24 protein-coding genes, 1 tRNA gene and 1 pseudogene are annotated in these 21597 nt (G+C 68.3%); 5 read left to right on the top strand and 21 right to left on the bottom strand.

Annotated elements, in window-relative coordinates:
• Position 1: 1 nt before the first annotated feature.
• Entirely contained in the window at positions 2 to 457 is a 456-nt protein-coding gene (locus A4W93_RS18575) for a hypothetical protein (RefSeq protein WP_085752019.1), read from the top strand.
• A gap of 33 nt (positions 458 to 490) precedes the next feature.
• Here the strand turns inward: A4W93_RS18575 and wrbA are convergent, their stop codons facing one another.
• The gene (wrbA, locus tag A4W93_RS18570) at positions 491 to 1093 is read right to left on the bottom strand and encodes an NAD(P)H:quinone oxidoreductase (protein ID WP_085752018.1); all 603 of its coding nucleotides are present in this window, start codon (positions 1091 to 1093) and stop codon (positions 491 to 493) included.
• 391 nt (positions 1094 to 1484) lie between these two features.
• Here wrbA and A4W93_RS18565 point away from each other — a divergent pair, with 391 nt between their 5' ends.
• On the top strand, positions 1485 to 2645 hold the full coding sequence (locus A4W93_RS18565; RefSeq protein ID WP_157131690.1) for a DUF3466 family protein: 1161 nt from the start codon (positions 1485 to 1487) through the stop codon (positions 2643 to 2645).
• 48 nt (positions 2646 to 2693) lie between these two features.
• Here the strand turns inward: A4W93_RS18565 and A4W93_RS18560 are convergent, their stop codons facing one another.
• Positions 2694 to 3779 (bottom strand): DUF3616 domain-containing protein, encoded by a 1086-nt coding sequence (locus tag A4W93_RS18560; RefSeq protein ID WP_085752016.1) that lies wholly within the window; start codon positions 3777 to 3779, stop codon positions 2694 to 2696.
• A 41-nt stretch (positions 3780 to 3820) separates the two neighbouring features.
• Positions 3821 to 4732 (bottom strand): LysR family transcriptional regulator, encoded by a 912-nt coding sequence (locus A4W93_RS18555; protein ID WP_085752015.1) that lies wholly within the window; start codon positions 4730 to 4732, stop codon positions 3821 to 3823.
• A 110-nt stretch (positions 4733 to 4842) separates the two neighbouring features.
• Between A4W93_RS18555 and A4W93_RS18550 the strand changes: the two genes are divergently transcribed.
• Positions 4843 to 5595 carry a glucose 1-dehydrogenase gene (locus A4W93_RS18550; protein ID WP_085752014.1) on the top strand — a complete coding sequence of 251 codons (753 nt, stop codon included), beginning with the start codon at positions 4843 to 4845 and terminating at the stop codon, positions 5593 to 5595.
• A 39-nt stretch (positions 5596 to 5634) separates the two neighbouring features.
• Here the strand turns inward: A4W93_RS18550 and A4W93_RS18545 are convergent, their stop codons facing one another.
• The 4 genes from A4W93_RS18545 to A4W93_RS18530 form a co-directional block, all read right to left on the bottom strand.
• Positions 5635 to 5952, bottom strand: coding sequence for a hypothetical protein (locus A4W93_RS18545; RefSeq protein ID WP_218919152.1), 318 nt, complete (start codon positions 5950 to 5952; stop codon positions 5635 to 5637).
• Positions 5949 to 6356 carry an ester cyclase gene (locus A4W93_RS18540; RefSeq protein ID WP_085752012.1) on the bottom strand — a complete coding sequence of 136 codons (408 nt, stop codon included), beginning with the start codon at positions 6354 to 6356 and terminating at the stop codon, positions 5949 to 5951. Before A4W93_RS18540 ends, A4W93_RS18545 begins: the two co-directional genes overlap by 4 nt.
• Positions 6357 to 6498: 142 nt before the next feature.
• Entirely contained in the window at positions 6499 to 7098 is a 600-nt protein-coding gene (locus A4W93_RS18535) for a hypothetical protein (RefSeq protein WP_085752011.1), read from the bottom strand.
• A gap of 117 nt (positions 7099 to 7215) precedes the next feature.
• The gene (locus A4W93_RS18530; protein WP_085752010.1) at positions 7216 to 7830 is read right to left on the bottom strand and encodes a CHAP domain-containing protein; all 615 of its coding nucleotides are present in this window, start codon (positions 7828 to 7830) and stop codon (positions 7216 to 7218) included.
• Between the two features lie 213 nt (positions 7831 to 8043).
• On the opposite strand from A4W93_RS18530, the gene A4W93_RS18525 reads away from it, so the two are divergent.
• Positions 8044 to 8376 carry a DMT family transporter gene (locus A4W93_RS18525; protein WP_085752009.1) on the top strand — a complete coding sequence of 111 codons (333 nt, stop codon included), beginning with the start codon at positions 8044 to 8046 and terminating at the stop codon, positions 8374 to 8376.
• A 162-nt stretch (positions 8377 to 8538) separates the two neighbouring features.
• Complete coding sequence (locus tag A4W93_RS18520; protein ID WP_237357574.1) at positions 8539 to 9939, top strand: GGDEF domain-containing protein; 1401 nt, start codon at positions 8539 to 8541, stop codon at positions 9937 to 9939.
• 768 nt (positions 9940 to 10707) lie between these two features.
• Here A4W93_RS18520 and A4W93_RS18515 read toward each other — a convergent pair.
• From A4W93_RS18515 to A4W93_RS18450, 14 genes and pseudogenes are all read right to left on the bottom strand, one after another.
• A pseudogene (locus A4W93_RS18515) lies at positions 10708 to 11349 on the bottom strand (type I restriction endonuclease); the annotation flags it as partial.
• On the bottom strand, positions 11346 to 12029 hold the full coding sequence (locus tag A4W93_RS18510; protein ID WP_085752007.1) for a hypothetical protein: 684 nt from the start codon (positions 12027 to 12029) through the stop codon (positions 11346 to 11348). The gene A4W93_RS18510 and the pseudogene A4W93_RS18515, both read right to left, overlap by 4 nt.
• A complete protein-coding gene (locus tag A4W93_RS18505) occupies positions 12016 to 12564 on the bottom strand; it encodes a hypothetical protein (protein WP_085752006.1) in 549 nt (182 codons plus the stop codon). The genes A4W93_RS18510 and A4W93_RS18505 overlap by 14 nt, the downstream gene beginning before the upstream one ends.
• An 85-nt stretch (positions 12565 to 12649) precedes the next feature.
• Positions 12650 to 12844, bottom strand: coding sequence for a hypothetical protein (locus A4W93_RS18500; protein WP_407081690.1), 195 nt, complete (start codon positions 12842 to 12844; stop codon positions 12650 to 12652).
• A complete protein-coding gene (locus tag A4W93_RS29720; RefSeq protein WP_157131688.1) occupies positions 12841 to 13815 on the bottom strand; it encodes a DUF6538 domain-containing protein in 975 nt (324 codons plus the stop codon). Before A4W93_RS29720 ends, A4W93_RS18500 begins: the two co-directional genes overlap by 4 nt.
• A 132-nt stretch (positions 13816 to 13947) precedes the next feature.
• Positions 13948 to 14023, bottom strand: a tRNA-Ala gene (locus A4W93_RS18495).
• A 23-nt stretch (positions 14024 to 14046) separates the two neighbouring features.
• Positions 14047 to 15636 carry a beta-ketoacyl synthase N-terminal-like domain-containing protein gene (locus A4W93_RS18485; protein WP_237357572.1) on the bottom strand — a complete coding sequence of 530 codons (1590 nt, stop codon included), beginning with the start codon at positions 15634 to 15636 and terminating at the stop codon, positions 14047 to 14049.
• A complete protein-coding gene (locus A4W93_RS18480; protein ID WP_085752005.1) occupies positions 15633 to 15899 on the bottom strand; it encodes an acyl carrier protein in 267 nt (88 codons plus the stop codon). Before A4W93_RS18480 ends, A4W93_RS18485 begins: the two co-directional genes overlap by 4 nt.
• Positions 15896 to 17056, bottom strand: coding sequence for an ABC transporter permease (locus A4W93_RS18475; RefSeq protein WP_085752004.1), 1161 nt, complete (start codon positions 17054 to 17056; stop codon positions 15896 to 15898). Before A4W93_RS18475 ends, A4W93_RS18480 begins: the two co-directional genes overlap by 4 nt.
• 4 nt (positions 17057 to 17060) lie before the next feature.
• Positions 17061 to 17972, bottom strand: coding sequence for an ABC transporter ATP-binding protein (locus A4W93_RS18470; RefSeq protein WP_085752003.1), 912 nt, complete (start codon positions 17970 to 17972; stop codon positions 17061 to 17063).
• Positions 17972 to 18952: a BtrH-related acyltransferase DarH gene (locus tag A4W93_RS18465; protein ID WP_085752002.1), complete on the bottom strand. Its 981-nt coding sequence runs from the start codon at positions 18950 to 18952 to the stop codon at positions 17972 to 17974. Before A4W93_RS18465 ends, A4W93_RS18470 begins: the two co-directional genes overlap by 1 nt.
• Positions 18949 to 19350: a DarG family dialkylresorcinol biosynthesis protein gene (locus A4W93_RS18460; protein ID WP_085752001.1), complete on the bottom strand. Its 402-nt coding sequence runs from the start codon at positions 19348 to 19350 to the stop codon at positions 18949 to 18951. Before A4W93_RS18460 ends, A4W93_RS18465 begins: the two co-directional genes overlap by 4 nt.
• A gap of 28 nt (positions 19351 to 19378) precedes the next feature.
• Positions 19379 to 20518 (bottom strand): beta-ketoacyl-ACP synthase III, encoded by a 1140-nt coding sequence (locus A4W93_RS18455; RefSeq protein WP_085752000.1) that lies wholly within the window; start codon positions 20516 to 20518, stop codon positions 19379 to 19381.
• Positions 20508 to 21482 carry a dialkylrecorsinol condensing enzyme gene (locus A4W93_RS18450; RefSeq protein ID WP_237357571.1) on the bottom strand — a complete coding sequence of 325 codons (975 nt, stop codon included), beginning with the start codon at positions 21480 to 21482 and terminating at the stop codon, positions 20508 to 20510. Before A4W93_RS18450 ends, A4W93_RS18455 begins: the two co-directional genes overlap by 11 nt.
• Positions 21483 to 21597 lie beyond the last annotated feature (115 nt).

Raw genomic sequence — 21597 nt, 5'->3', positions numbered from 1 at the left:
CATGGCCGGCGCACAGCGGGTGCCGCTGTATGCCTTCGAGAGCCGCGACGCGCTGGCCCGGTTCAGCGGCTGGATCCCCGCGTTGGTGGCCGGCGGCATCGGCGGTTTTCTCGCGGGCCGCCTCCTGTCCGTGGCCGGTGCCTGGGCGGGCATGGGCCTCGGGATGCTGGTGGGCGCCGTGCTGGTCGCGGGCCTGAAGGCGTCCATCACGGTGACCGCGGATGACGTGGTCATCGTGAAGAAGTGCTTCATCGTCCCGTACAAGACGTACCGCGCGCGCGAGATCGACGACGTCTGGTTCGGCGGCGACTGGGGCCTGGAGGAGGGCGCCATCGGCGTGGTCGTCCGGCTCGGGGACGAGGACGTGCACATCGGCACGAGCCGGAACATGCGCGAGCTGAACGATGCGCTGTGGCCGCTGTCGGCCTCGTACCGGACCATCCGGGCGATGGCCTGAGCGGGGCAGGGGCCTGCGCCCCCGCCGGCGCGATCAGCCGAACAGCTTGGCCGCCGTGCGCGCCACCAGCTCGCCCTGGTGCCGCGCGCCCTCGAGGTCGATGGCGGTGGGCTGGCGCGAGCCGTCGGTGGCCGCGACCGTGGTGGCGCCGTAGGGCGAGCCGCCGACGATCTCGGTGACGTTCATCTGGCCCGCGTGGCTGTACGGCAGGCCCACGATCACCATGCCGAAGTGCAGCAGGTTGGTGATCACCGAGAACAGGGTCTGTTCCTGGCCGCCGTGCTGCGTGGCCGTCGACGTGAAGGCCGCACCCACCTTGCCGTTCAGCGCGCCGCGGGCCCACAGGCCGCCGGTCTGGTCGAGGAAGGCGGCCATCTGCGAGGCCATGCGGCCGTAGCGCGTGGGCACGCCCACGACGATGGCGTCGTACTGCTCGAGGTCGGCCACCGTGGCGACCGGCGCGGCCTGGTCCAGCTTGAAGTGGGCGTTCTTCGCGACCTCGGCCGGCGCGGTCTCGGGCACGCGCTTGAGGTCGACGACCGACGCGCCGCCGGCACGCGCGCCTTCGGCGACGGCCTGGGCCAGCTGCTCGACGTGGCCGTAGGACGAGTAGTAGAGGACGAGCACTTTGGCCATGGGGATCTCCTGGAGGAAGGGACAGGGGGCATGCTGGCCCCGGGCAAGGGCCGCGGACCTCCGCGACCTTGCCGCACTCTAGGGACTTCCGGTGTCGGCCGCATGTCCCGGAAGAGAGAGAGCAATCCTCTCCGCCCGGTGTGCCGTTCCCCGGTGTCGGTTTTCACTGAACCCTGAACTCGCCCTGCCCTCCGTGGGGTCACCGTGCGACTGCGATCGATGTCGCAGCTCACGCGCGAGATGGTGCAGAGTCCGAAAACCCCCGGTCAGGAAAGACGCTTCGCGCCTCACCCCCCCCGACTTGCGGGTGCCGCTCGTCATGCGCTTTGACTAGGCCCAATGGCCCACTTAACTTGATGGGTCGCAAGCCGCGGCGCTTCAAGGAAAGACCATGATTGACGGAAGAATCCTGAGGACTTCGTGGTGGGCTTTGCTGTGGTCCATGTGCACCGCCGCGCTGCCCGCGACCGCTGCGCCGCGCTACGCCCTTACCGACACCGCGACGCTGATTCCCGGGCACACCTTCCAGGCGGTGGCCCTCAACGATCGCGGCGCCCTCGTCGGCACGCGGGGTGATGGGCACGCCGTGATCGTCACGCCTGGCCAGGGCGAGCCCATCGACATCGGCACGCTGCCGTCGCAGTCCCCCGGTTTCGAGACGCGGCCGGTGCCCGCCGCCATCAACAACTACGGGCAGGTGAGCGGAACGGTTTACTACAACACCACCGAGAACGATCCGCCGGTCATCGTCCGCGGCTTTCTCTACACGCCGGGTGTCGGCATGACGGACATCGGGTTGCTGCCGACGCAGTACCTGCCGACCACGTATGGGGTGGGTCTCAACGACCACGGCGTGGTCCTCGGCATGTCGGTCGGAGGAAGTCGGTGGGAGACCATCACGTTCTCACTGGGCCGCGGGCTGGAAGTCCTCCCCACTGCCCTGGACGTTCAACCTGAAGGCATCAACGATCGCGGGCAGATCCTCGGCACCCTCCTGACGAACGCCCAGCAGGCAAGCTACATCTACCACCGCGGCACGGTCACTGAGATCCAGGGCGCCGGCGCCGTGTACGTCTACGCGCACGACATCAACGACCGCGGGTGGGTCACGGGCGGAATGTCCCGTGACAGGGTGAGGGGCCAGGCCTTTCTGTACAAGCCTGGCACCGGCATCGTTGACCTGATGGCGGGAGGTGCGAACGACGGCTTCATCAACACCGGTGGCTTGGCCCTGAACAACCGGGGGCAGGTGGTGGGTTCGGGATGGACCGGCAGTGACACGGCGGGCTTCTACTTCGATGAGGAGACCGGCATCGTCCGATTGTCCAAGCTCGTGGAACCGGCCGACATGGTGGGCTGGCGTCTCTGGGACGCCTTCGCGATCAACGACCGGGGACAGATCCTGGCCTATGGGTTGCGCGACGGAAGCAACCAGACCACGGTGGTCCTGCTGACGCCAGTGAAGAAGGCGGGGCACGACCCTGACCACGACCACCACGACCACCACGACGGCCGCGACCGCGGCCACGGCCACTCGCCGCGTGGACGTTGAGCCACCGGATGACCTGGTTCCGACATCAGTGCAAGCCGACACCCGGGATCAGCCCCGGCGCAGCAGGTCCCCGAACACCGTGTGCGCGGACGGGTGGCGCGCGGGACCGGGCGCGTCGTAGAGCACGAGCCAGTTGCTTCCCGGCAGCAGGCCGTCCGGCAGTTCACAGAAGGCCTCGGCCCGGTCCCGGCCCGGGGCATGGGGCAGGTCGACCGGTTCGTCGAAGTCGCTCTGGAAGCGCACGGGCTCGTCGTTCGTGCGCAGCGCCTGGCGCGCGCCGGGCCAGCGGAACAGGCGGATGTCGCCGTCCAGCACCATCGTCGGGCCGGCCAGCACGAACAGGTCGTCCCCGTCGAAGTGCAGGTCGCGCACCCCGAGGCCGCCCAGCTGAAGGAAGTGCTTTCGCAGCATCGTGCCGCGGTCGTCGAGGGGGACCAGCCGCAGCCAGGCACCCTGAGGCTGCACGGCCACCTCCAGCAGCAGCGTCCAGCCGCGCAGCACGGGCCCGCGCAGTCCGAGCAGCAGGCGCGAACCGTCGGTCGCGAGGCCTTCGATGTCGAAGCCGTTGTCCTTGCCGGGGATGGCGAGGAAGGGCGCCACGTGCGGATCGTCCTCCAGCAGGTCGATGAGCCCGTTGCGCACGATGTCGCCCTTCAGGCGCATCGCACGGCGGCCGTCGCGTGCCTCACGCACAAGCTTCGGCGTGCCGTCGGCGGCGGTCTCGATCGGGATGCGGGCCAGCAGGCGCCGGTTGCCGTCGAGTTCGACCCGGGTCAGGCGCCTGGCATTCGTCGCGTCGTCCCGGGTCGACTTGATGTTCTTGCGCTTGAGGCCATGCGAGCCGACCAGCCACAGCCAGCCGTCGTGCACCGCGAGGCCTTCCAGGTCCGCTTCGTCCTCGGGGCCGCCGGGGAGGTCGAGCAGGGTGTGCAGCGGGAAGGAGTCGGTGCGCACGAAGTGCAGTGTCTCGCCTGCGACGGGCTTGCGCCGCTGCAGCAACTCCACCGCGGCCGCTTCGTCGCCGACCACCCAGAGCCAGTTGCCGGTGAAGGCCGCGCCGGAGAGGTTGGTGGACGCGAGGCTCTCGGCGGCGAAGTCGAGGCGCACGGAGGTGGGGAGCAGCGTGTCGGGCATGGCGGTGGGCCTCGCAGGTGTGCTGCGACTATAGCGACCGGTCAACGCCCGTGGTTGTACGGCTCGAACACCTCGACCACCCAATCGACGAAAACCCGCAGCTTGAGGCTCGGGTTGCGGTTGGCGGGATAGGCCACGTAGAAGGGCATGGGCGGCGGAGCCCAGTCGCCCAGCACCTCGACCAGGGCGCCGCGCTCGAGGTGCGGCGTCACCACCGGGCCGAACGTCTGCACGAGACCCAGCCCGGTCAGCGCGGCGTTCACGTGCGCGGTGCTTTCGTTCACGGAGATGAACCCTTGTCCCGTGATGTCGAAGCGCTCGTCGCCCCGCACGTACGGCGCCGGCGCGACCCGGCCGGTACCGGCCGAGAAGTAGCTGACCATGGCATGGCGGCCATTCATCAGCTCCTGCGGATGGGTCGGCGTGCCGTGCCGCTTCAGGTAGTCGGGCGAGGCCACGGTGACGAAGTCCATCCGGCCGATGCGCCGCGCCACCAGCGACTGGTCCGCCATCGTGCCACCGCGGATCACGCAATCGACCGCTTCGCCGATCAGGTCCACCGGGCGGTCGGTGACCCCCAGTGCGATCTGGAGGTTCGGGTAGCGCTTGTGGAACGCGGGCAGGTGCGGCATCAGCAGCACGTTGGCCACCACCGCGCCGACGTTGACGCGCACGCAGCCGGTGGGGTTGGTGCGGTCCTGCGTCAGGTCGGACTCGATCTCGTCGAGCTCCGCCAGCACGCGTGCCGTGCGCTGGTAGTACGCCGCCCCCTCGGGCGTGACCGTCACGCGCCGCGTGGTGCGTTGCAGGAGCTTGACCTTCAGGTGCGCTTCCAGCTGCTGCACCAGCTTGGTCACGCTGGGCTTGGGCATCTCCAGCTGGTCGGCCGCCCGCGTGAACGTGCCGGCCTCGACGACCCGCGCGAACACCCGCATGGCAGTGATCTTGTCCATCGACCCATTATTAGCGTTCTGGAAACAGACATCTGCCCGCCACCGTCTTGGCCCGGCGCCGCCGTGATCCCAGACTGACCTGTCTTTCCACACCGAACCAGGCAGACCCCATGACTTCGAAACTCACCGACAAGATCGCCCTCGTGACCGGCGGCACCAGCGGCATCGGCCTCGCGACCGCGAAGCGCTTCGTCGCCGAAGGCGCCCACGTCTTCATCACCGGCCGCCGGCAGGAGCAGCTCGACGCCGCCGTGAAGGAGATCGGCCACCACGTGATCGGCGTGCGCAGCGACGTCTCCGACCTGAACGACCTCGACCGCCTGTACGCCCGGATCCAGGAGGAGAAGGGCCGCCTCGACGTGCTGTTCGCCAACGCGGGCGGCGGCCAGGTCGCCCCGCTGGGCGAGATCACCGAGGCCCACTTCGACAGCATCTTCGCCACCAACGTGCGTGGCCTCGTGTTCACCGTGCAGAAGGCACTCCCGCTGATGCCCAAGGGCGGCACCATCGTGCTCAACGCCTCGACCACGTCGATCAAGGGCACCCCGGGCTTCAGCATCTACAGCGCGAGCAAGGCCGCCGTGCGCAACCTGGCGCGCAGCTGGATGCTGGACCTGAAGCCCGCGGGCATCCGCATCAACGTCCTCAGCCCGGGCGTGGTGCCCACGCCGGCCTACGATCTGCTGGGGCTCAAGGGCGAGCAGCTCGACGGATTCATCCAGATGCAGGCGCAGACCATTCCACTGGGGCGCGTGGGCACGACCGACGAGATCGCGAAGGCGGCGGTGTTCCTGGCGTCGGACGACAGCAGCTTCGTCAATGGCGTGGAGCTGTTCGCGGATGGGGGGATGACGCAGGTCTGAGTGCCACCGTGGCTGAGGGACCTCGCGGGGCGAGGTCCCTCAGCACCGCATGAAGAAGAAGGCGACCGCCAGCACCAGGCCGCCGGCCGACACCACGACCATCCCGGCAAAGCCCAGGACGATCGCGGCGGCGCGGAAGAACCAGCGCACGCCGCGCGAGCGTTGGACGACGACGGCGAAAAGCAGGGACCCGAGGACGACACCCAGCGCGACAACGACCCAACCCGCCGCGTTGACCAGGGGGCTCTTCGGACCGAACTCCGGCGGGCACCGGGCCAGGGACCATGCGGGCGCCGAGAACATCACCAGCGCAGCGAGGAGGGCGCTGCATCGTGAACTGCGGGGAGGCGTTTTCATGGCGGGGCTCGGTCGCTCGTCAACTGCGCTTCGATGGCGGCCTTGTCCACCACCGACCACACCCGCCACACCTTGCCGTCGCGGAAATCGTAAAACACGTTCTCGGTGAATCGAATGCGCTGCCCGTTCACGGGCAGGCCGAGGAACGTGCCGGCCGGGGTGCAGTCGAACTGCAGGCGGGCCGCGACGTGGGGTGGGTCGATGACCAGCAACTGGATGTCGAGCCGCAGGTCGGGGATCTCCGCCACGTCGCGTTCCAGCATCGCGCGGTAGCCGGCGAGGCCCAGGTCGCGACCGTTGTGGCTGGCGTCGTCGTGCACCCAGTCGCCGAGCGTGGTCCAGTCGCGGCGGTTCAGGCAGGCGATGTAGGCGCGGTAGATGTCGGCGAGGTCGTGGCTGGGCACGGATCGAACGGTGCTGGATGGCCGTGCCGTCGATGTTACGTGGCCGGCCATTCCCGGGCCGGGGCAGGACCTGATCGTACGGAATGCAATCCCGACCCTCGGTGTCTCCTGAGCTGCTGCTGCAAAGTGAAGCGGAAGTGACTCACTTCAAGGGCATGCCTCCGTTGAACAGCAGGACGATCGTGAAAGGAATGGCTTGGATCACACCTGTCGCGGTGATCTCCGGGGAAGGATCGCGTGCCCGACGGATGAACCTCGGTGATTGATCATAGGAGCCCATGACGTCGATCTGGTACTTCGTGTTGGGGGGGCTGCGGCCAATCGGGCGGATCTCGAGTTCGGACTTGCCGAACTTCTTCAAGGTGAGCTTTTCATCGAACAACACTCGCCGTCCCGGCAAGGTCGGCGTCGTATTGGGAAAGCGTGCTTTTTCCTCCTCCGTCAAGTCGGTCGCGAGGACGCTGAGGCGAACCGGCAATTCGAGGCGGTTCTCCGGAGTCAGGTGCGCCGTCCCGAAGTCGGCTGCCAGCCGCGTTCGGAGGTCGCTGCGCAGCAGCGCTGCCAGTTGCGGGTCGAGATCGAGCAGGTAATTGAACCCGGCCCCTTCGACGACCAGCGTTCGCCAATTCGCCGTGGTTGCCAACGACTCGATGGTCTCGGTGTAGATGAGTCCGTATGGTGGTGGCGCAGGGGGATCGCTCGCACAGCCCGCGTTGAACACGGCTCCGAGCGCGCCCAGCATCAGTGTGCGTCGTTCCAAGATGCTCTCTCCCTGTTGGTTGTCGTTGTGGTGGCACATCATGCCCGGCGCCAATGCCGAAACGCATCCGAAGATCCCCCGAGCGATGCCCGGGATGGGTCATGTTGAAACCGACGGCGAGGTCGGCGGCTCGCGCCGCAACCAGCCCTGCACCCGATCATGTCCCACGCGCCATTGCCCTTCGTGCCGTTCGAGCGGGAAGCGCTCGCGCGTCGATCCGAACGGACCGGGGTTCTGCTGGATGACCTCGATGAAGTCGTCCCCGACCTGGCTCACGATGGCGACGTGCCCGAAGCGGTTCAGCGCCCACGGTGCGAACACGATCAGGTCGTCCGCCAGCGGCCGGGAGCCCGCGCCGTTGCGGTACTGGAGCAGCATGCGGTCCTTGTTCAGCTCGCCATCGGCCACGGCCGGCGAGAAGAACTCCTTCGCATGGCCCATCGCGTTCGGCATCTTGTGGTTGAAGCGCTCGTAGTAGTAGCGCTTGACGAACTCCACGCACTGGAACTTCAGGCCGAGGTTGTAGCCGTCCTCGGTGGTCCGACGGCCAGACGTGTTGTTGATGGCGCCGTTGTAGTAGACCGCGACGCCGTTCAGTTCATCGAGCGGCTCGCCGATCGTGTGGGCCGGGTTGATGTTGAAGCGGGTGGCGATGAAGTAGCCGGCCGCGACGAATGCGGCGAGCAGGAGCAGGGCCTTGGTGGTGCGGGTCATCGGGGCAACGGTGAGCGGAAAGCGTGGGCGTCCGGTGATGGTTCGGGTCGGGCGAGTCACCGGGGATTGTCTTCGACGCGTTGGACTTTCGAGAAAGCGCCGTACCGATCCGGCTCCGAGCCATTGAGGTAAGCTGTCGATTCACACCCGGGGTACCGCTCCCCCGACCTCAGGACCGCGCTCGGTACAAGCGCCGGGTCCGAGGGGCATCCCATGGGCCATCAGGCATTCGCCTGGCTTCTGCTCGTCGCGAGCGTTCTTGCCGAGGTGATCGGCACCGTGGCGCTGCGGTACACCGACGGCTTCACCCGACCACTCCCTTCGCTGCTCACGGCCGCCTGCTATGCCGGCGCCATCTGGTGGATGGCCGTCGCCGTGCGGCACCTGGAGGTCGGGTTGACCTATGCGATCTGGGCGGGTTGCGGGACGGCGTTGACGGCGCTGGTCGGCATCGTGTGGTTCGGGGAGTCGGCGGGGATGTTGCGCCTCGCTGGCCTGGCGATGATCGTGGGTGGGGTGGTGGCGTTGAATCTGAGTGGGCGATGAGCAGGCTGGGCGACGGAGCCTCATGCGCCGGACTGGCTCCGAAAACACCTGCTTTTCCACACGCCACGCCCGGGACGCACCTCCTAGACTGGAGCCGCTCTCACCACCGGGTTCCACGTGTCTTCCGACCTCGACGACAGCCAGTTCTTCGAACACGCCCCCGTGTCGCTGTGGCTCGAGGACCTCAGCGCGATCAAGGCGCTGTTCGATGCGTGGCGAGCCGCGGGCGTGTCGGATGTCGAAGCGCACTTTCGCGATCATCCCGACGCGTTGGAGGCCTGCGTGGCGGCGATCCGCGTCCTCGCGGTCAATCGGCGCACCCTGCAGTTGTTCAAGGCCCGCGACCTCTCCCATCTGACGGCCAACCTCGACCAGGTGATCCGCCCCGACATCCGCGAAGTCCACGCGCGCAACATGGCCGCGCTGTGGGCCGGCCACACCGCCTTCTCGGGCGAGGGCCCCAACTACACGCTGGAAGGCGAGCGCATCGACGTGCTGGTGAATGCCCGCATCGTGCCGGGCCATGAGTCCGACTGGCGCCGCGTGATCGTGGCACTGGAGGACATCAGCTCGCGCGTGCGCACCGAAGATCGCCTGAAGCACAGCGAACACTACGCGCGCAGCCTCTTCGAACATTCCCCGATGTCGCTGTGGATCGAGGACTTCAGCGGCATCCGCCGCCTGTTCGAAGCGCAGCGCGCGGCCGGCGTGACCGACCTCCGCGCCTTCGTCGTCGCCAACCCGGCCTTCGTGGTGGAGTGCACCCGCGCGATCCAGGTCGTGGACATCAACCAGGCCACGCTGCGGATGCATGGCGCGCGGGACAAGCGCGAAGTGCTCGACAACCTCGGGCTCATCTTCCGCGACAAGATGCTGTCCCATTTCGCGGAACAGCTGGTCGAGCTGTGGGAGGGGCGCACCTCCATGCAGTGCGAGACGGTCAACTACACCCTCTCGGGGCAGGAACTGAGCCTGCACCTCCAGGGCTCGGTCCTGCCGGGGCACGAGGAGACCTGGGCACGGGTCCTGGTCTCGCTCACCGACATCACGGCGCGCAAGCAGGCCGAGGCCTACCTGCAATACGTCGGACGCCACGACCAGCTGACCAAGCTGGCCAACCGCGCCCATTTCGACGAGGCGCTGAAGCAGGCGCAGGAAGGCCCGTTCCCCGTCAGCATCATCATCGCGGACATGAACGGCCTGAAGGCGGTCAACGACAGCCTGGGGCATGCGGCCGGCGACGACCTGCTGCGCCGTGCGGGAGAGACGCTGAGGAAGGCTCTGGGCGAGGACCGCTGCATCGCACGCATCGGCGGCGACGAGTTCGCCGTCCTGCTGAGGGGGGTCAACGAGGTGGAAGCCCAAGCGGCGATCGATCGCATCGAGCGCATGGCCGGGCTCAACAACCAGTTCCACACGGGGCCCCGACTCTCGTTTGCCATCGGGACCAGCACTGCCCTTGATGCGGTAGCGCTCTCGCGTGCGCAGCACCAGGCTGATGCTGCCATGTACGCCGCCAAGCGGTCGCACTACCGGCAGATGGGGTACGACCGGCGCGGGTGATTCCCGGCGGCAGGCCCTTCAGGCAGGCCGGCGGGGTCAGGTCCGTTTTTCAGAGAGCAACTTGGCGCGGCTGGCCAATGGGTGACCCTGAAGAAGCCGAAGCCGAGATCGCGTAGTTCGTCGAGGCCAGCGGGAAAGACGTGAACATCGGCGGATTGCCGATTGCCGCCTCCATGGCGTCGCGGCCTGATCCCGATGCGCTCACAGAACCTGAGTGCGCGAGCCCATCTTCGAGAAAATCAGCAGATCGGTTGATTTTTCGAAGTCCCATGAGAGGCTGTCTCTTCCACCAACTTCTCTGAGGCGACGATGACAAGTCTTACCTATGACTTTGACGGTATTGCTGTGCGATTCCATTTCCGAACAGAACTGCCCGAGAGAACATCGCATCTACTCGAATTCGCAGTTCAACTTGTTTACGAAGAGCGACAAGAATGCGCGGCTAGTGCGCTCGAAGAGCCGACCTGCCCGCACCTGTTTCGTCCGCTCCGTCTCGGTTGCACCCCGCACTCAGGTCGGACGGGCCGCGGCCCCCGGACCTGACCTCGCCCGCAACGCTTCGTACAACTGCGCGGGCCCCAGCAGGGCGTCTTTCAACCCATCGCGGATGCGCTGCGAGCCCAGGGCCTGCGTGCTCATGCTTTGGTGAGCTTCCAGTGCATCCATGATGGCGTGCAGCAGCGCGTCCTTGAGGTCTGGAGAGTTGGCGAACTGTTCCTTGCTGTTGCTCGCTGCTTGCTGGGCCAGGGTGTCGTTCTCGAGGAGCTTGCCCGCCAACCGGGTGCTCATCATCACCTCGCTCTGGCTCACTGCGAAATGCACCAAAGCGCCGCCGGGGAAGCCCAGTAGTGGTTCCTGCACGCCGCCCTTGGGGTTCGGATTCCGGTCTTCTCGGTACTGGTCCACGGCATCGTGGACGCTCTGGGTGAAGTTGCTTTTCAGCTCCGCCGTGGCCACGGGAATACCGTTCAGGAACAGCACCAGGTCCAGCTCGGCCTTGGGGTTGTTGGGCGAGTGGCAGACCTGGCGCACCACACGCAGGCGGTTGGCTGCGTACTTCGCCTGAATGGCCGGGTTGATCGCCAGGGCGGGCTTGAACTGGGCCAGCTCCAGCGACTCCTTGAGGCCGAGCATCTCGACACCTCGGCGCAGCACGTCCAGCGTTCCGCGTTCGTTCAGGTTCTTGCACAGGCGCTCGGCCAGCACCTGGGGCAGGGCGGGGCCATGGGTCTTGTTCAGGCGATGCCAACCGTCGGGCTGCGTGGTTTCGACCCAGGCCAGCAGGTCGGGCAGGAACAGGCCGCTGGTGCGGTCGAACTGGGTCGCATCACCCTCGGCGTGCAGCCAGCCGTTGGCGGCCAGGTGGGCGCAGATCTCGCGTTCGAAGTGGTGTTCCTGGTGCAGGTTCATTGACTCAGTTTCCTCAGGCGTTCCGTGATGAGCCCCGCGCGTTCGGGCTCCGCGATCAAGCCCGGCAAGACATTCGCGAAGTCCTGGTTCTGGAGCAGTTGGCCGAAGGCTGTGGCAACGGCCTGTCGCAGGTCGGCAGGGGCTTTCGACATCTCCGCGGCCAGTTCTTCGCGCCCGTCGACGATGTTCAACACATCCTCGAGGTCATGGCTGCTCAGGAAGTCTCCGCCGCCTCGACTGGCGAACGCTTCCAGCTTGGTCGCCACGAACGCAACCGCGCTGACCAGCCGGATCGTCACGCCGTCGCCCAGATCCATGGGCTCGGCCGTCTCGACCGCATAGGGGTACCAGCGATTGGAAAATCCCAGCACCTCGGGCTGGACCGGCATCAGGTCGAAGATCACGCCCGAGGCCTTGTGCACCCAGCGGCAGATCACGTCGCTGTTGATGTCTCGCGCGAAGCCACGCTGGGCCACCGCTTCCTCGATGTGGTGGAACGTGGCCCGCGTGGCATTGACCACCGCATCCACGTCGCGGGTGGCACGCACGCTGTCAGCGAGGGGGTCCGTCACCAGCAGGCCGGCCACGGCGCCGCCCACGAACACCACCTGTTCGCGCAGTTCACCCAGCGCTTCTGCGATGTGGCGCAGGTAGGGCAGGTTGGGGTCATTGGTGCGCACTGGCGACTCCCGAATCGAACTTCATCAACTCGGCTTCCATCAACTGGACGGCCAGTGCGCGTTCGCGTGCACGTCCCGTGCGCAGGGCATCCAGCAGTGCCAGCAGGCGGTGGAGCGCGGGGTCCGTGAGGGCAGCCTGCGGCGCAGTGCGATAGATCGGGGAAAGCGTGGGGCCCTTGGCGCTGCCGGCGGTGTGCGCCCACACGGGGGCTTCTCCGGGTGCTGCCGTCAGCTTGCTCGCCAGCGGTTCGGCACCGAAGGCCGTGGGAACCCCTCGCTTGACCGGTCCGGGCGTGGCCGGCCAGATGTAGCGGGCGCCGTGCAATACGAACTCCAGCAGGCTGGGGCGCACGGGCGACCACTCGCCACGCCCGGGAGCCACCGCCAGGCCGGACGCCACGGCGCGCTTCACGCTCGCATGCACTTCGGACGCGCTCATGGCCAACGCCGTGCCCAGCGCGGCATAGGTCCATCGCTGTGGCGGGTGTGCCGCCACCTTCAGCAGTACCAGCAGATCCTGGGGTTTGAGTTCCATCGCTCGGCCATATTCGCTATTCGCGAATTGCGAATATCACCGAATTCCGGTTGGGTGGCAAGGCAGGCCCGGTCCTGACCGTGCATCAGTTCTCGGCGTAGCAGCGCTCCAGCAACGGTCCGGCGCGTTCCAGGTCGGCCGGGGTGCGGATGCACAGTTCGACATCGCCCGTTCCCCAGTGGCCCACCTGGCTGACGTCACGACTGAAACCTTCCTCGAACGTCATCGTGTACGGGTCGAGCTTGAGCGTCAGCAGCAGGCGGTTCGGGAAGACGATCACGCAGGCAAAGTTCTTGAGGCGCCTGAAGGCCGTCCAGAGCTTGAGGGGCTTCTGCTGCACGTCGTCGCCCAGGGCCACCCGAACAGGTTGCCAGCCGTGCGTGCTGAAACCCCTGTGGCAAGGATCGCGCTCCGCATCTTGATCCCGTCCGCGCGTGTCAGGCCCGCCAACGGTGGATTCCCCAGGGTCTCCTCGAACAGGAGCACCACGCGTTCGGCGACCTCAACCGACTTGGCTGCAGGCACCTTCGGCTTTTTGTTGCGCCACAACTCGAACAGGTCGCGCATGCGCAGGGCCGTGGCAGGTTTGTCGGCAGCGGACAGGTCTGAAGCGGCTGGGGCCTTCAAGGAGGAGGGCAGTGCAACCTCTGGCGGGGTGTCTACAGGCTCCCCTTCATCGCGCAGCTTGGTTCCTTGCCGAGCCCTCGCCATGGCGTTGGCGAACACATAAAGCATGCGACGGCGTGCGACCGGTTCCTGCGGCAGATCGAGGCCGTGGATGCCGAGCCAATCAGCCGCTTGCATGGACAGCCCTTCCATGTCTCGTCCGGACACCGCCGCAGGCAGCGCCACGGCCAAGTCCTGAGCTGGGCTGAGGCCCGGAGCGTAGTCCTCGCGAGGCATGCCCTCGATGCGCAGTTCCTCATCAACCTCCAGGAGGGACCTGCCGGCCATTGCGGCGAGGGCCTGAACCTCTTCCAAGGTCGCCACACGGGACACGTATGAGGCTGCACGCGGCTGCGGCACTGGAGGCTGTTTCACCAACCCAAGGGCATGCCGCTCCTGCAGGAACCTGGCCTGCCATTCCGCCCCGAAGCGAGCCGCTTGGACTGCGGCCTGAGCCTGCGTCAGGTCGCCGAGGGCCTCGCTGTGTTCCTTCTTCCCGATGACGGAGACCAGCTCCTTCGGGACCGCGATGCGGAAGTAGTGGCGGCCACCTTTGGTGACCAGGTAGGGCGTCTTCTTGGGCAATTTTGTCACCGTCCAATTGTCCCATCGGGTCCATGGAGAGGAGCCCTTCTGGGAAGGATTCTGGGAAGACGAACGGGAATTTGCCCTGAAAAGACAAAGGCCCCAGAGGTTTCCCTCTGAGGCCCGGATCGGTGGTGGAGAGGAGGAGGATCGAACTCCCGACCTTCGCATTGCGAACGCGACGCTCTCCCAGCTGAGCTACCCCCCCGCGCCGAGCAGTTTAACCGATTTTCAGGACGGGATCAGACGCCACCATTCCGACCGTGCCGTCGTGCCTTCGACGGCGCCTTCTTCGACCCATCCGATCAGCAGGCCGGCGGGGCCGGTGTCGTGGCGGGCGAGGTCGAGGAGGTGTTGCGGGTCGTTCGCGATGAGGAAGCGCGCGTCGCCCTGCCACTGGAGGTATTGGCTCAGCGCGGCGAGCATCTGGCTGGGCTGGCTCTGCAGGAAGGTGAAGGGCATGGGCTGGCCGGTGCGGCACTGGTCGAGGGCCGCGGCGGTGGCGCTGTCGGCACCGCGCCAGCTGGCCACGCGGAGGATCGCGTCGGCGGGCAGTGTGTCTTCGCCCGCGGCGTCGAGGCATTGGCGGGCGCCGTGCAATGCGAGTTCGGCCCAGGGGCCGAGGCGGCGGGGGCGTTGGCCGAGGCGTCGGGCGAGGGTGTCGCGCCAGTCGGGTGGGGGTGGGGTGAGCTGGATGTGGGCGGTGCAGCGCCAGCCGGGGAGGTCCGGGGTCCCGGCCTTCGCCGGGATGACAGGCATCACAAACCTGTCTTCCAGCACCACCGCTGCATGTCCGCCACCGAACCCCAAGATCGTGGCCAGCACGTGGCGCACGCCGGAGGGCCGTGCATCGGCCAGCGCGACGCCCAGCGTGGGGTCGACCTGACTCGTCGGCGCGGGCCACGCCCCATCCTCCAGGCACGCCGTCAGCAACGCGATCTCGGCCGCACCCGAAGCCCCCAGCGTGTGCCCCAGCATCGCCTTCAGCGACACGAGCGCGGGCACGTCGGAAAACACATCGCGCAGCGCGGCGGCTTCGGTGGCGTCGTTGCCGACGCTGCCCGCGGCCTGCAGCTTCACGAGGTCGATCGCGGCCAGCGGCACGCCGCTGCGGGCCGAGGCCTGGTGGCACATGGCCACGACCGACGAGGGCACCGCCCCGGCCGGATCGCTGCCGTCGACCACGTTCGCGCCGCCGGCCACGCGCCAGCGAGAGGGCATCGACGACAGGTGCAGCACCGCGACCGCTTCGCCGAGCACGAGGCCGTCGCGATCCCGGCCCAGCGGCTTCGCGCCGTGCGGCGACAGGAGCTGCATCGCGCCGAATCCAGCGACGGTGAGGCGATTCTCGAGTTCGATGCCGATCACCAGCGCATCGGTGCAACGGCCGGCGGCGATCTCCGCCGACGCGGACAGCACGGCGTTCGACGACGACGTGCACGCAGTCGAGACGGTGAAGACGTGCCCGGACCAGGCGAGCCACGCCGCCACGCGCTGCGCGAGGTGGTGGAAGCCCGGCACGAAGTTGCCGTCGCGCTCGCGTGCACCGATGTCCACAGACGAGGAGGCCACGAACAGTGGGCCGCTCCGGTCGGTGGCGAGTGCGCCGCTTTCGGAGACGGCCTGCATCACGAGCCGCTGCGTGCGCGCCCACCAGCCCGTGTCGGGATCATCGATCGCCTGGAAGGGCCACGCCACACCGGGCGCCACCTCGCGCCGAACCGGCGCGACCCCGCCGGCACGCACCGCGGAAACGGCGCTCGCGAGGTCCGGCCCGAGTGTCGACACCAGACCCCGCCCCGCGAGGTACACCGCGTTCATTTGACCAGGTGCGGCCGAAGGAACTCGGCGAGGTGCGCGATGCTGGTCAGCGCCCGGCGCGTGTCCTTGCTGTCGGGCATCCGCACGCCGTAGCGCTCCTGGATGGCCATCGAGACCTGCAGCGCGTCGAGCGAGTCGAGGCCGAGGCGGGCTTCGGGGCCGAACAGCACTTCGTCGTCGGTGAGGCCGCCGGGCGGGTTGTCCTTCTCGGCGGCGTCGAGGATCAGCGCCTTCAGGTCGGCGACGAGGGTGTCGGAGGTCATCGGGAAGTCTTTCGGAAGAGGACGACGGCCAGCAGCCACATCAGCGCCGCGAACGCGACGAGCCGGCCCACGTGGGGCAGGGTGGCGGCCACGTCGCCGCCGCGCAGCAGCACGGTGAGCAGGGCTTCGAGCGCCCAGTTCATGGGTGACCAGGCGGCGAGCTGCTGCATGACGGCCGGCATCACGAAGGTGGGCACCATGATGCCGCCCACGGCGGCCATCAGCACGTTGAGGATGGGGCCCACGGCGAAGGCCTGCGCGTGGCTGCGCACGGCACACGCGAGCACGAGGGCGAGGCCGACCGCGGCCAGGCTCACGGCGCCCACGGCGACGAGCAGCGCGCCCCAGTGGATGCCGCGCAGCGACAGCGCGTCGCCGCCCAGCAGCGGCATGGCCCACACGCCCACCGCGAGCATCAGTGCGGCCTGCACGAGGTTGACGCCGATGTACGGCAGCGCCTTCGACGCGAGCAGCGTGGACCGCGGCACGCCCAGGCTCTGCAGCCGCGCGAGCGTGCCGCCCTGGCGTTCCTGCACGAAGAGGCCGGCGAGCGAGGCGATCACGAAGAACATGCCGAACACGAGCCAGGCCGGCACGTTGTGCTGGACCGCGGTGGGCCGCGGGCCGCGGCCCGCGTGGCGCTCGGCGATCACGAGGTCGGCCATCGACGCGCCCGGCTTGGGCGGCGTGGCATCGGTCTCCGACAGCGCCGCACGCGCTTTCAGCTCACCTGCCGCACCGGCGAGTTCGGCCTTCAGCGTGTTGAAGAGGTTGCCGTCGAGCCCCGGTTCGGTCAGCAGCCGAACGCGCGCCGAGGTGGGGAACGACGGCAGCGCCAGTTCGTCGGACAGTCCCGCGTCGAGCACCAGCACGTACTTGAGCGAGCCGGCACGCAGGCGCTCTGGCCAATCGGCTGGCAGCGGCACGGGTTCGCCGTGCGAGCGCGCCCATGTGGTGGCGTAGGCCTTGGCCTGCTCGCCGGTGTCGCGGGCATCGACGGCGTAGGTGAGGGACGCGGGACGTGGCGCGTCGTACACGTTCTTCAGCGCGAGCGACATCACCACGATGAAGATCACGGGCATGAGGAACAGCGCACCCATGCCGTGGATGTCGCGGGTGAGGGCGAGCAGTTCTTTCTTGATCAGGGCGATGAGCATGAAGTCAGTCGTCCCGCAGCGAACGTTTCGTGAGCGACATGAACAGGTGCTCGAGGGTGTGGCGGCCCACCTCGGCGTGTTCGATGGACACGCCCTGCGTTTCCACCGCGGCGAGCACGGCGGCGGCCGACCGGCCCGGTGCGAGGCGCACGCGCAGCACGGAACCATCGGCCTCGACCTCGCCGAACGACTGCAACGCAACGGCGTCCACGCCCTCGGCACGCACCGACACCACCATGGGCCCGTCGGACAGCAACTCGGCGAGCGACCCGTCGCGCAGCACCTTGCCGTGGTCGATGATGACGACCCGGTCGGCGATGGCCTCGATCTCCTCCATGTAGTGCGAGGTGTAGATCACCGCGGCGCCGGCCGTGGCGAGTGAGCGGATGGCGTCGAGCAGGAACGCGCGCGACTGCGGGTCGACGCCCACCGTGGGTTCGTCGAACAGCACCAGTTCGGGCTCGGGCAGCAGCGCGATGGCGAGGTTGAGCCGGCGCTTGAGGCCTCCCGACAGGTTCTCGGCGCGCACGTTCGAGAAACGTTCGAGCTGCGCGAACGCCGTGCACGCGGCGATGCGGTCGCGTTGGCGGGCGCCGCTCAGCCGGCCGGCCGCGGCGAAGCAGGCCAGGTTCTCGGCCACGGTGAGCATCGGGTAGAAGGCGTACTCCTGCGGCGCGACGGCGATGCGCGTGGGGTTCGTGCGGCGGCTGTCGGCGAGCGGAACACCATCGACTTGAACGGACCCGCGCTGCACCGGCAGCAGCCCGGCGAGGTGCGAGATGAGCGTGGTCTTGCCCGCCCCGTTGGGCCCGAGCAGGCCCAGCACGCTGCCACGGCGCGCCTGCAGCGACACGCCGTCCAGCGCGGCCTGGGCCGCGCCGGGGTAGCGGAAACCCAGCCCGTCGATGGCCAGCATCAGGGCAGGGCGGCCTTGAGGTCGCGGAAGAACGCTTCCTCGAGCGCGGCCAGGTCGCGCAGCTTCGACGCGATGGCCACGGGGTCCACCGGTTCGCGGCCCTTGACCATGCGCGCGGCCTTCAGTGCGAACGCACGCCAGGTGTCGCCGATGGCGGTGAGGCGGTCGGAGAAGGCCGACAGCTGCGGCATCTGCGCGAGCGTGGCGGCTTCCTGCAGGAACGCGGCGTAGATGAAGCGGAAGCCCGCGCCACCCGTGCCGATCTCTTCCTGCATGCGCACGATGTGGCCGATGAAGGCGGTGGTGTGCGCGTCGGCCGGCGGCAGCTTCGCCACCTTGTTCGCCAGCAAACGCATGCCGCGCACGCCCGCGATGGGCACCGGCGCGAGCATCGTGCGGCAGGTCTTCAGGATGGCCTTGCGCACGGCGGCCGGGGTCACGTCCTGGCGGCCGATGGCCTCGGGGAAGTACAGCAGGCCCTTCGGCGCGAGCACACCCTTGGCGAAGCGCGCGCGGGCCAGGTCGGCGCTGGCGCAGCGCACCGGTTCCTCGAACACCGGGTCGCTGATGAGGTACTCGTCGCCCGACTTGCCGTAGACGAGCAGGTTGTGCGCGTTGAAGTGGAAGCGCATGTCGGGCGGGAAGTACGGCAGCCAGTACACCGAGGTCTGCAGCCCCACCACCTTGCCGGCGGCCAGCAGGCCGTCGAGGCGCTGCTGCCCGGCGGCGGCCGAGCGGAAGGTCTCGAAGCGGAAGCGCGCGGCGAGCGGCCCCATCAGCCCCTTGATGATGGACTTCGGCGGCATGCGGTACGCGATGAGCGGCAGCCCCGAGATCTTCACGAACGGGATGTACGCGAACGACAGCGCCGACGACAGCCCGAACGCGAGGCTCTCGGTCATGGGCACGCCGTGGTGGCGCAGCAGGTTGGAGATGACGCCGCTCTCGCAGTGCGCCGCATGTTGATGTTGGAAGCTCATGCGGCGGGCACCTGGCGGATCTCGTCGACGGTCTTGCCGAGGGCCTCGGCATACCGGGCGAGCTGCGACGCGGAGAGGCGCGCGAAGTGGGCGGGCCGGAGGTGCCGGCGCACGCGCCACTGCCAGAAGCCGCTGGTCTGCGACAGCAGCGCGACGTCCATGCGGCACGCATACATCCAGTAGGCGAGCGGCGAGGCCGTGCCGGCGCGCACCTGCGCGAGGGCGTCCGCGGCCTGGGCCTGCAGTGTGTCCACCGCGTGGCTCGTGACGATCTCCTCGGCCTCCCAGCCGCGCGACGGGGCGATCACGATGCGGCCTTCCGCGTCGCGCGCGTACATGGCCTTGCGGTGGCCGCCGAGCGTGGCGTTGCCTTCCTGCGGGACGGCGTCGATGTCCATCGGTGTCTTCTCCTCCTGAGGGTGCGGTTCAGCCGACCGCTTCCATGTAGACGAAACCGCTCGAGAACCGGCCGCTCTCGGGCACGAACATCAGCAGCTTGTGGCCCGGCTGGATGCGGCCCGAGCGGAACAGCTCGTCGAGCATGATGTACGGCGAGGCCGAGCCCGTGTTGCCCTTCGTGGTGAGGTTCGTGAACCAGCGCTCGCGCGGGATGGGCAGGCCCACCTCGGCCAGGCTGTCCAGCATGGGCTGCACGAAGTACGAGGACGACAGGTGCGGCAGGAACCAGTCGATGTCGTCGGCGCGCAAGTTGCGCTTGGCGACGATCGCCTTCAGCGGTTCGGCGAGCGTGGCGCGGGCGATGTTCTCGTTGAGCAGGCGCACGTCCTGCTTGACCGAGAAGATCGACTGCGCCTGCCATTCGGACTGCGGCACGGTGAGCCACCCGCGCAGCGATTCGTCGGGGTTCTTGTCGGCCCCGGCGTACATGCACGTGGGCAGCTCGTGGGCGGCCGACGACAGGTCGATCCAGTCGATGCGCAGCGACAGCGGGCCGCGCGGCGTGCGTTCGAGCAGCACGGCGCCGGCGCCATCGGACAGCATCCAGCGCAGGAAGTCCTTCTCGAACGCGATTTCCGGGCGGGCTTCCAGGGCCTGCACCTTGAGGTCGTGTTCGGCGTCGAAGTTGCGGGCCAGCAGGATGGGCGACGCGAGTTCGGAGCCGGTGGCGATGGCGCGGTGGGCGTCGCCCGCGCGCACGGACAGCCACGCGTGCTTGAGCGCCGCGGTGCCGGCGAGGCAGATGCCCGCGCACGTGACGGCCTCGAGCTGCGGCCAGCCGAGTTCACCGTGCACCATCACCGCGTGGCCGGGCATCAGCTGGTCGGGCAGCGAGGTGCCGGTGACGAGGCAGTCGACGCGGCCGATGTCGTCGCCCAGGGCCCGGATGGCGCGGCTGGTGAGCTGCGCGTTGGTCATGGCCGGCTCGCCGGTCGTGCGGTCGATGGCGTAGTGGCGCGATTCGATGCCGTTGCTGCGCAGCACGATGCGGCGCGCACGCGACGGCTTGCCGCCCACGCGGCCCAGCACGTCCTCGATCTGCTCGTTGCCGACGGGGTCGAAGGGGAGGTACGCGCCGGTGCGCGTCAGGAATACATCAGTCCTCATACTGGGGCAAGCGGTGTGTGGCGGACCCCGAGGGCAGCTCGAAGCGGTCGCGGATTTTAGTCAGCCAGGGGCGCATGAACGGGCGCAGCACGGCCTGGATGGCGAGGCTGGCGGGCACCAGCGAGACGATCAGTGTGACCAGGAAGGCCACGTAGACGGCCAGCAGCGGCACACGCGCGGCGCGGCCGGGGCCGCCGGCCAGGCGGATCAGCTTGCCCCAGACGAAGAAGCTGCGGGTGCCGGTGCGTTCGCTGAAGTAGAGCTTGGGGTCGACTTCGCTCGCGCCCAGGCCGTGCAGCAGCGGGCCGGGGCCCCGTTCCTCGCTGGCGTGCAGCGCGTCGCGCAGCGCGAGGCCGAAGCGGCGGGTGCGGCGGATCTGGGTGTCGTCGAGACCGGCATCGGGCATGCCCCAGAAGCCGGCCTTGCGGCCGCTCAGCAGCCACACCGGGGTGGTGATGAACGTGGCGAGCGTGGGGCCCGGGTCGATCAGCGTGACGTTGTCGATCAGGCGCGCGCCCGCGTCGGCCAGCATCGCCTTCATCTTTTCCTGGGCCGACAGCCACATGTTGCGGCACGCGATCACGGTGACCACGGGCTTGCCGGCCAGCAGCTTGCGGCCCACGGGGTGCTTCAGGAACGCGGTGACAGGCAGCGACGGGGCCAGGAACCAGACCTGGTACGGGAGGATGACGAGGTCGAAGTGTTCATCGCCGGTGAGGCCGAGCGGGGCGAGCGGCGGCGGCACGAGGTGCGCCGACTCTGGGAAGGCGTCGAGAAACTTGAAGAACGGCCAGGGGTACGGGTACGGCGTGAGCGGCACCAGCGTCTCGACGTGGAGCTCGATGGCGGGATCGGCCCGCAGCGGCGCGGCGATCTGCTCCGCGACGGCGCTCAGCTGGCCGGTCTGGGAGTAGTGGATCAGCAGCACGCGCTTGGTGGGCGCGCCGGGAGAAGCGGGGTTCACGGGAACGGACTGCAGGCGTGGACGAAGGGTCTATTGTCGTTGGGCAATGGGGTCCCTGCAGACCCGCCTTCGGGGGGGACTGGAAACAAGCGGTGAAAGGTCGCGGAATCGGCCG

It is taken from the genome of Piscinibacter gummiphilus (assembly GCF_002116905.1).
Classification (GTDB): domain Bacteria; phylum Pseudomonadota; class Gammaproteobacteria; order Burkholderiales; family Burkholderiaceae_C; genus Rhizobacter; species Rhizobacter gummiphilus.
This window is presented reverse-complemented; position numbering and strand designations above follow the sequence as displayed.

What these genes read in the sequence shown, in the direction of transcription:
- A4W93_RS18575 (WP_085752019.1), top strand. Translation starts at nt 2, where the DNA reads ATGGCCGGCGCACAGCGGGTGCCGCTGTATGCCTTCGAGAGCCGCGAC.
- A4W93_RS18480 (WP_085752005.1), bottom strand. Translation starts at nt 15,899, where the DNA reads ATGACCTCCGACACCCTCGTCGCCGACCTGAAGGCGCTGATCCTCGAC.
- A4W93_RS18530 (WP_085752010.1), bottom strand. Translation starts at nt 7,830, where the DNA reads ATGACCCGCACCACCAAGGCCCTGCTCCTGCTCGCCGCATTCGTCGCG.
- A4W93_RS18470 (WP_085752003.1), bottom strand. Translation starts at nt 17,972, where the DNA reads ATGCTGGCCATCGACGGGCTGGGTTTCCGCTACCCCGGCGCGGCCCAG.
- A4W93_RS18455 (WP_085752000.1), bottom strand. Translation starts at nt 20,518, where the DNA reads ATGAGGACTGATGTATTCCTGACGCGCACCGGCGCGTACCTCCCCTTC.
- wrbA (WP_085752018.1), bottom strand. Translation starts at nt 1,093, where the DNA reads ATGGCCAAAGTGCTCGTCCTCTACTACTCGTCCTACGGCCACGTCGAG.
- A4W93_RS18460 (WP_085752001.1), bottom strand. Translation starts at nt 19,350, where the DNA reads ATGGACATCGACGCCGTCCCGCAGGAAGGCAACGCCACGCTCGGCGGC.
- A4W93_RS18505 (WP_085752006.1), bottom strand. Translation starts at nt 12,564, where the DNA reads ATGGAACTCAAACCCCAGGATCTGCTGGTACTGCTGAAGGTGGCGGCA.
- A4W93_RS18525 (WP_085752009.1), top strand. Translation starts at nt 8,044, where the DNA reads ATGGGCCATCAGGCATTCGCCTGGCTTCTGCTCGTCGCGAGCGTTCTT.
- A4W93_RS18565 (WP_157131690.1), top strand. Translation starts at nt 1,485, where the DNA reads ATGATTGACGGAAGAATCCTGAGGACTTCGTGGTGGGCTTTGCTGTGG.
- A4W93_RS18475 (WP_085752004.1), bottom strand. Translation starts at nt 17,056, where the DNA reads ATGCTCATCGCCCTGATCAAGAAAGAACTGCTCGCCCTCACCCGCGAC.
- A4W93_RS18555 (WP_085752015.1), bottom strand. Translation starts at nt 4,732, where the DNA reads ATGGACAAGATCACTGCCATGCGGGTGTTCGCGCGGGTCGTCGAGGCC.
- A4W93_RS18560 (WP_085752016.1), bottom strand. Translation starts at nt 3,779, where the DNA reads ATGCCCGACACGCTGCTCCCCACCTCCGTGCGCCTCGACTTCGCCGCC.
- A4W93_RS18465 (WP_085752002.1), bottom strand. Translation starts at nt 18,952, where the DNA reads ATGAGCTTCCAACATCAACATGCGGCGCACTGCGAGAGCGGCGTCATC.
- A4W93_RS18535 (WP_085752011.1), bottom strand. Translation starts at nt 7,098, where the DNA reads ATGCTGGGCGCGCTCGGAGCCGTGTTCAACGCGGGCTGTGCGAGCGAT.
- A4W93_RS18545 (WP_218919152.1), bottom strand. Translation starts at nt 5,952, where the DNA reads ATGAAAACGCCTCCCCGCAGTTCACGATGCAGCGCCCTCCTCGCTGCG.
- A4W93_RS18550 (WP_085752014.1), top strand. Translation starts at nt 4,843, where the DNA reads ATGACTTCGAAACTCACCGACAAGATCGCCCTCGTGACCGGCGGCACC.
- A4W93_RS18485 (WP_237357572.1), bottom strand. Translation starts at nt 15,636, where the DNA reads ATGAACGCGGTGTACCTCGCGGGGCGGGGTCTGGTGTCGACACTCGGG.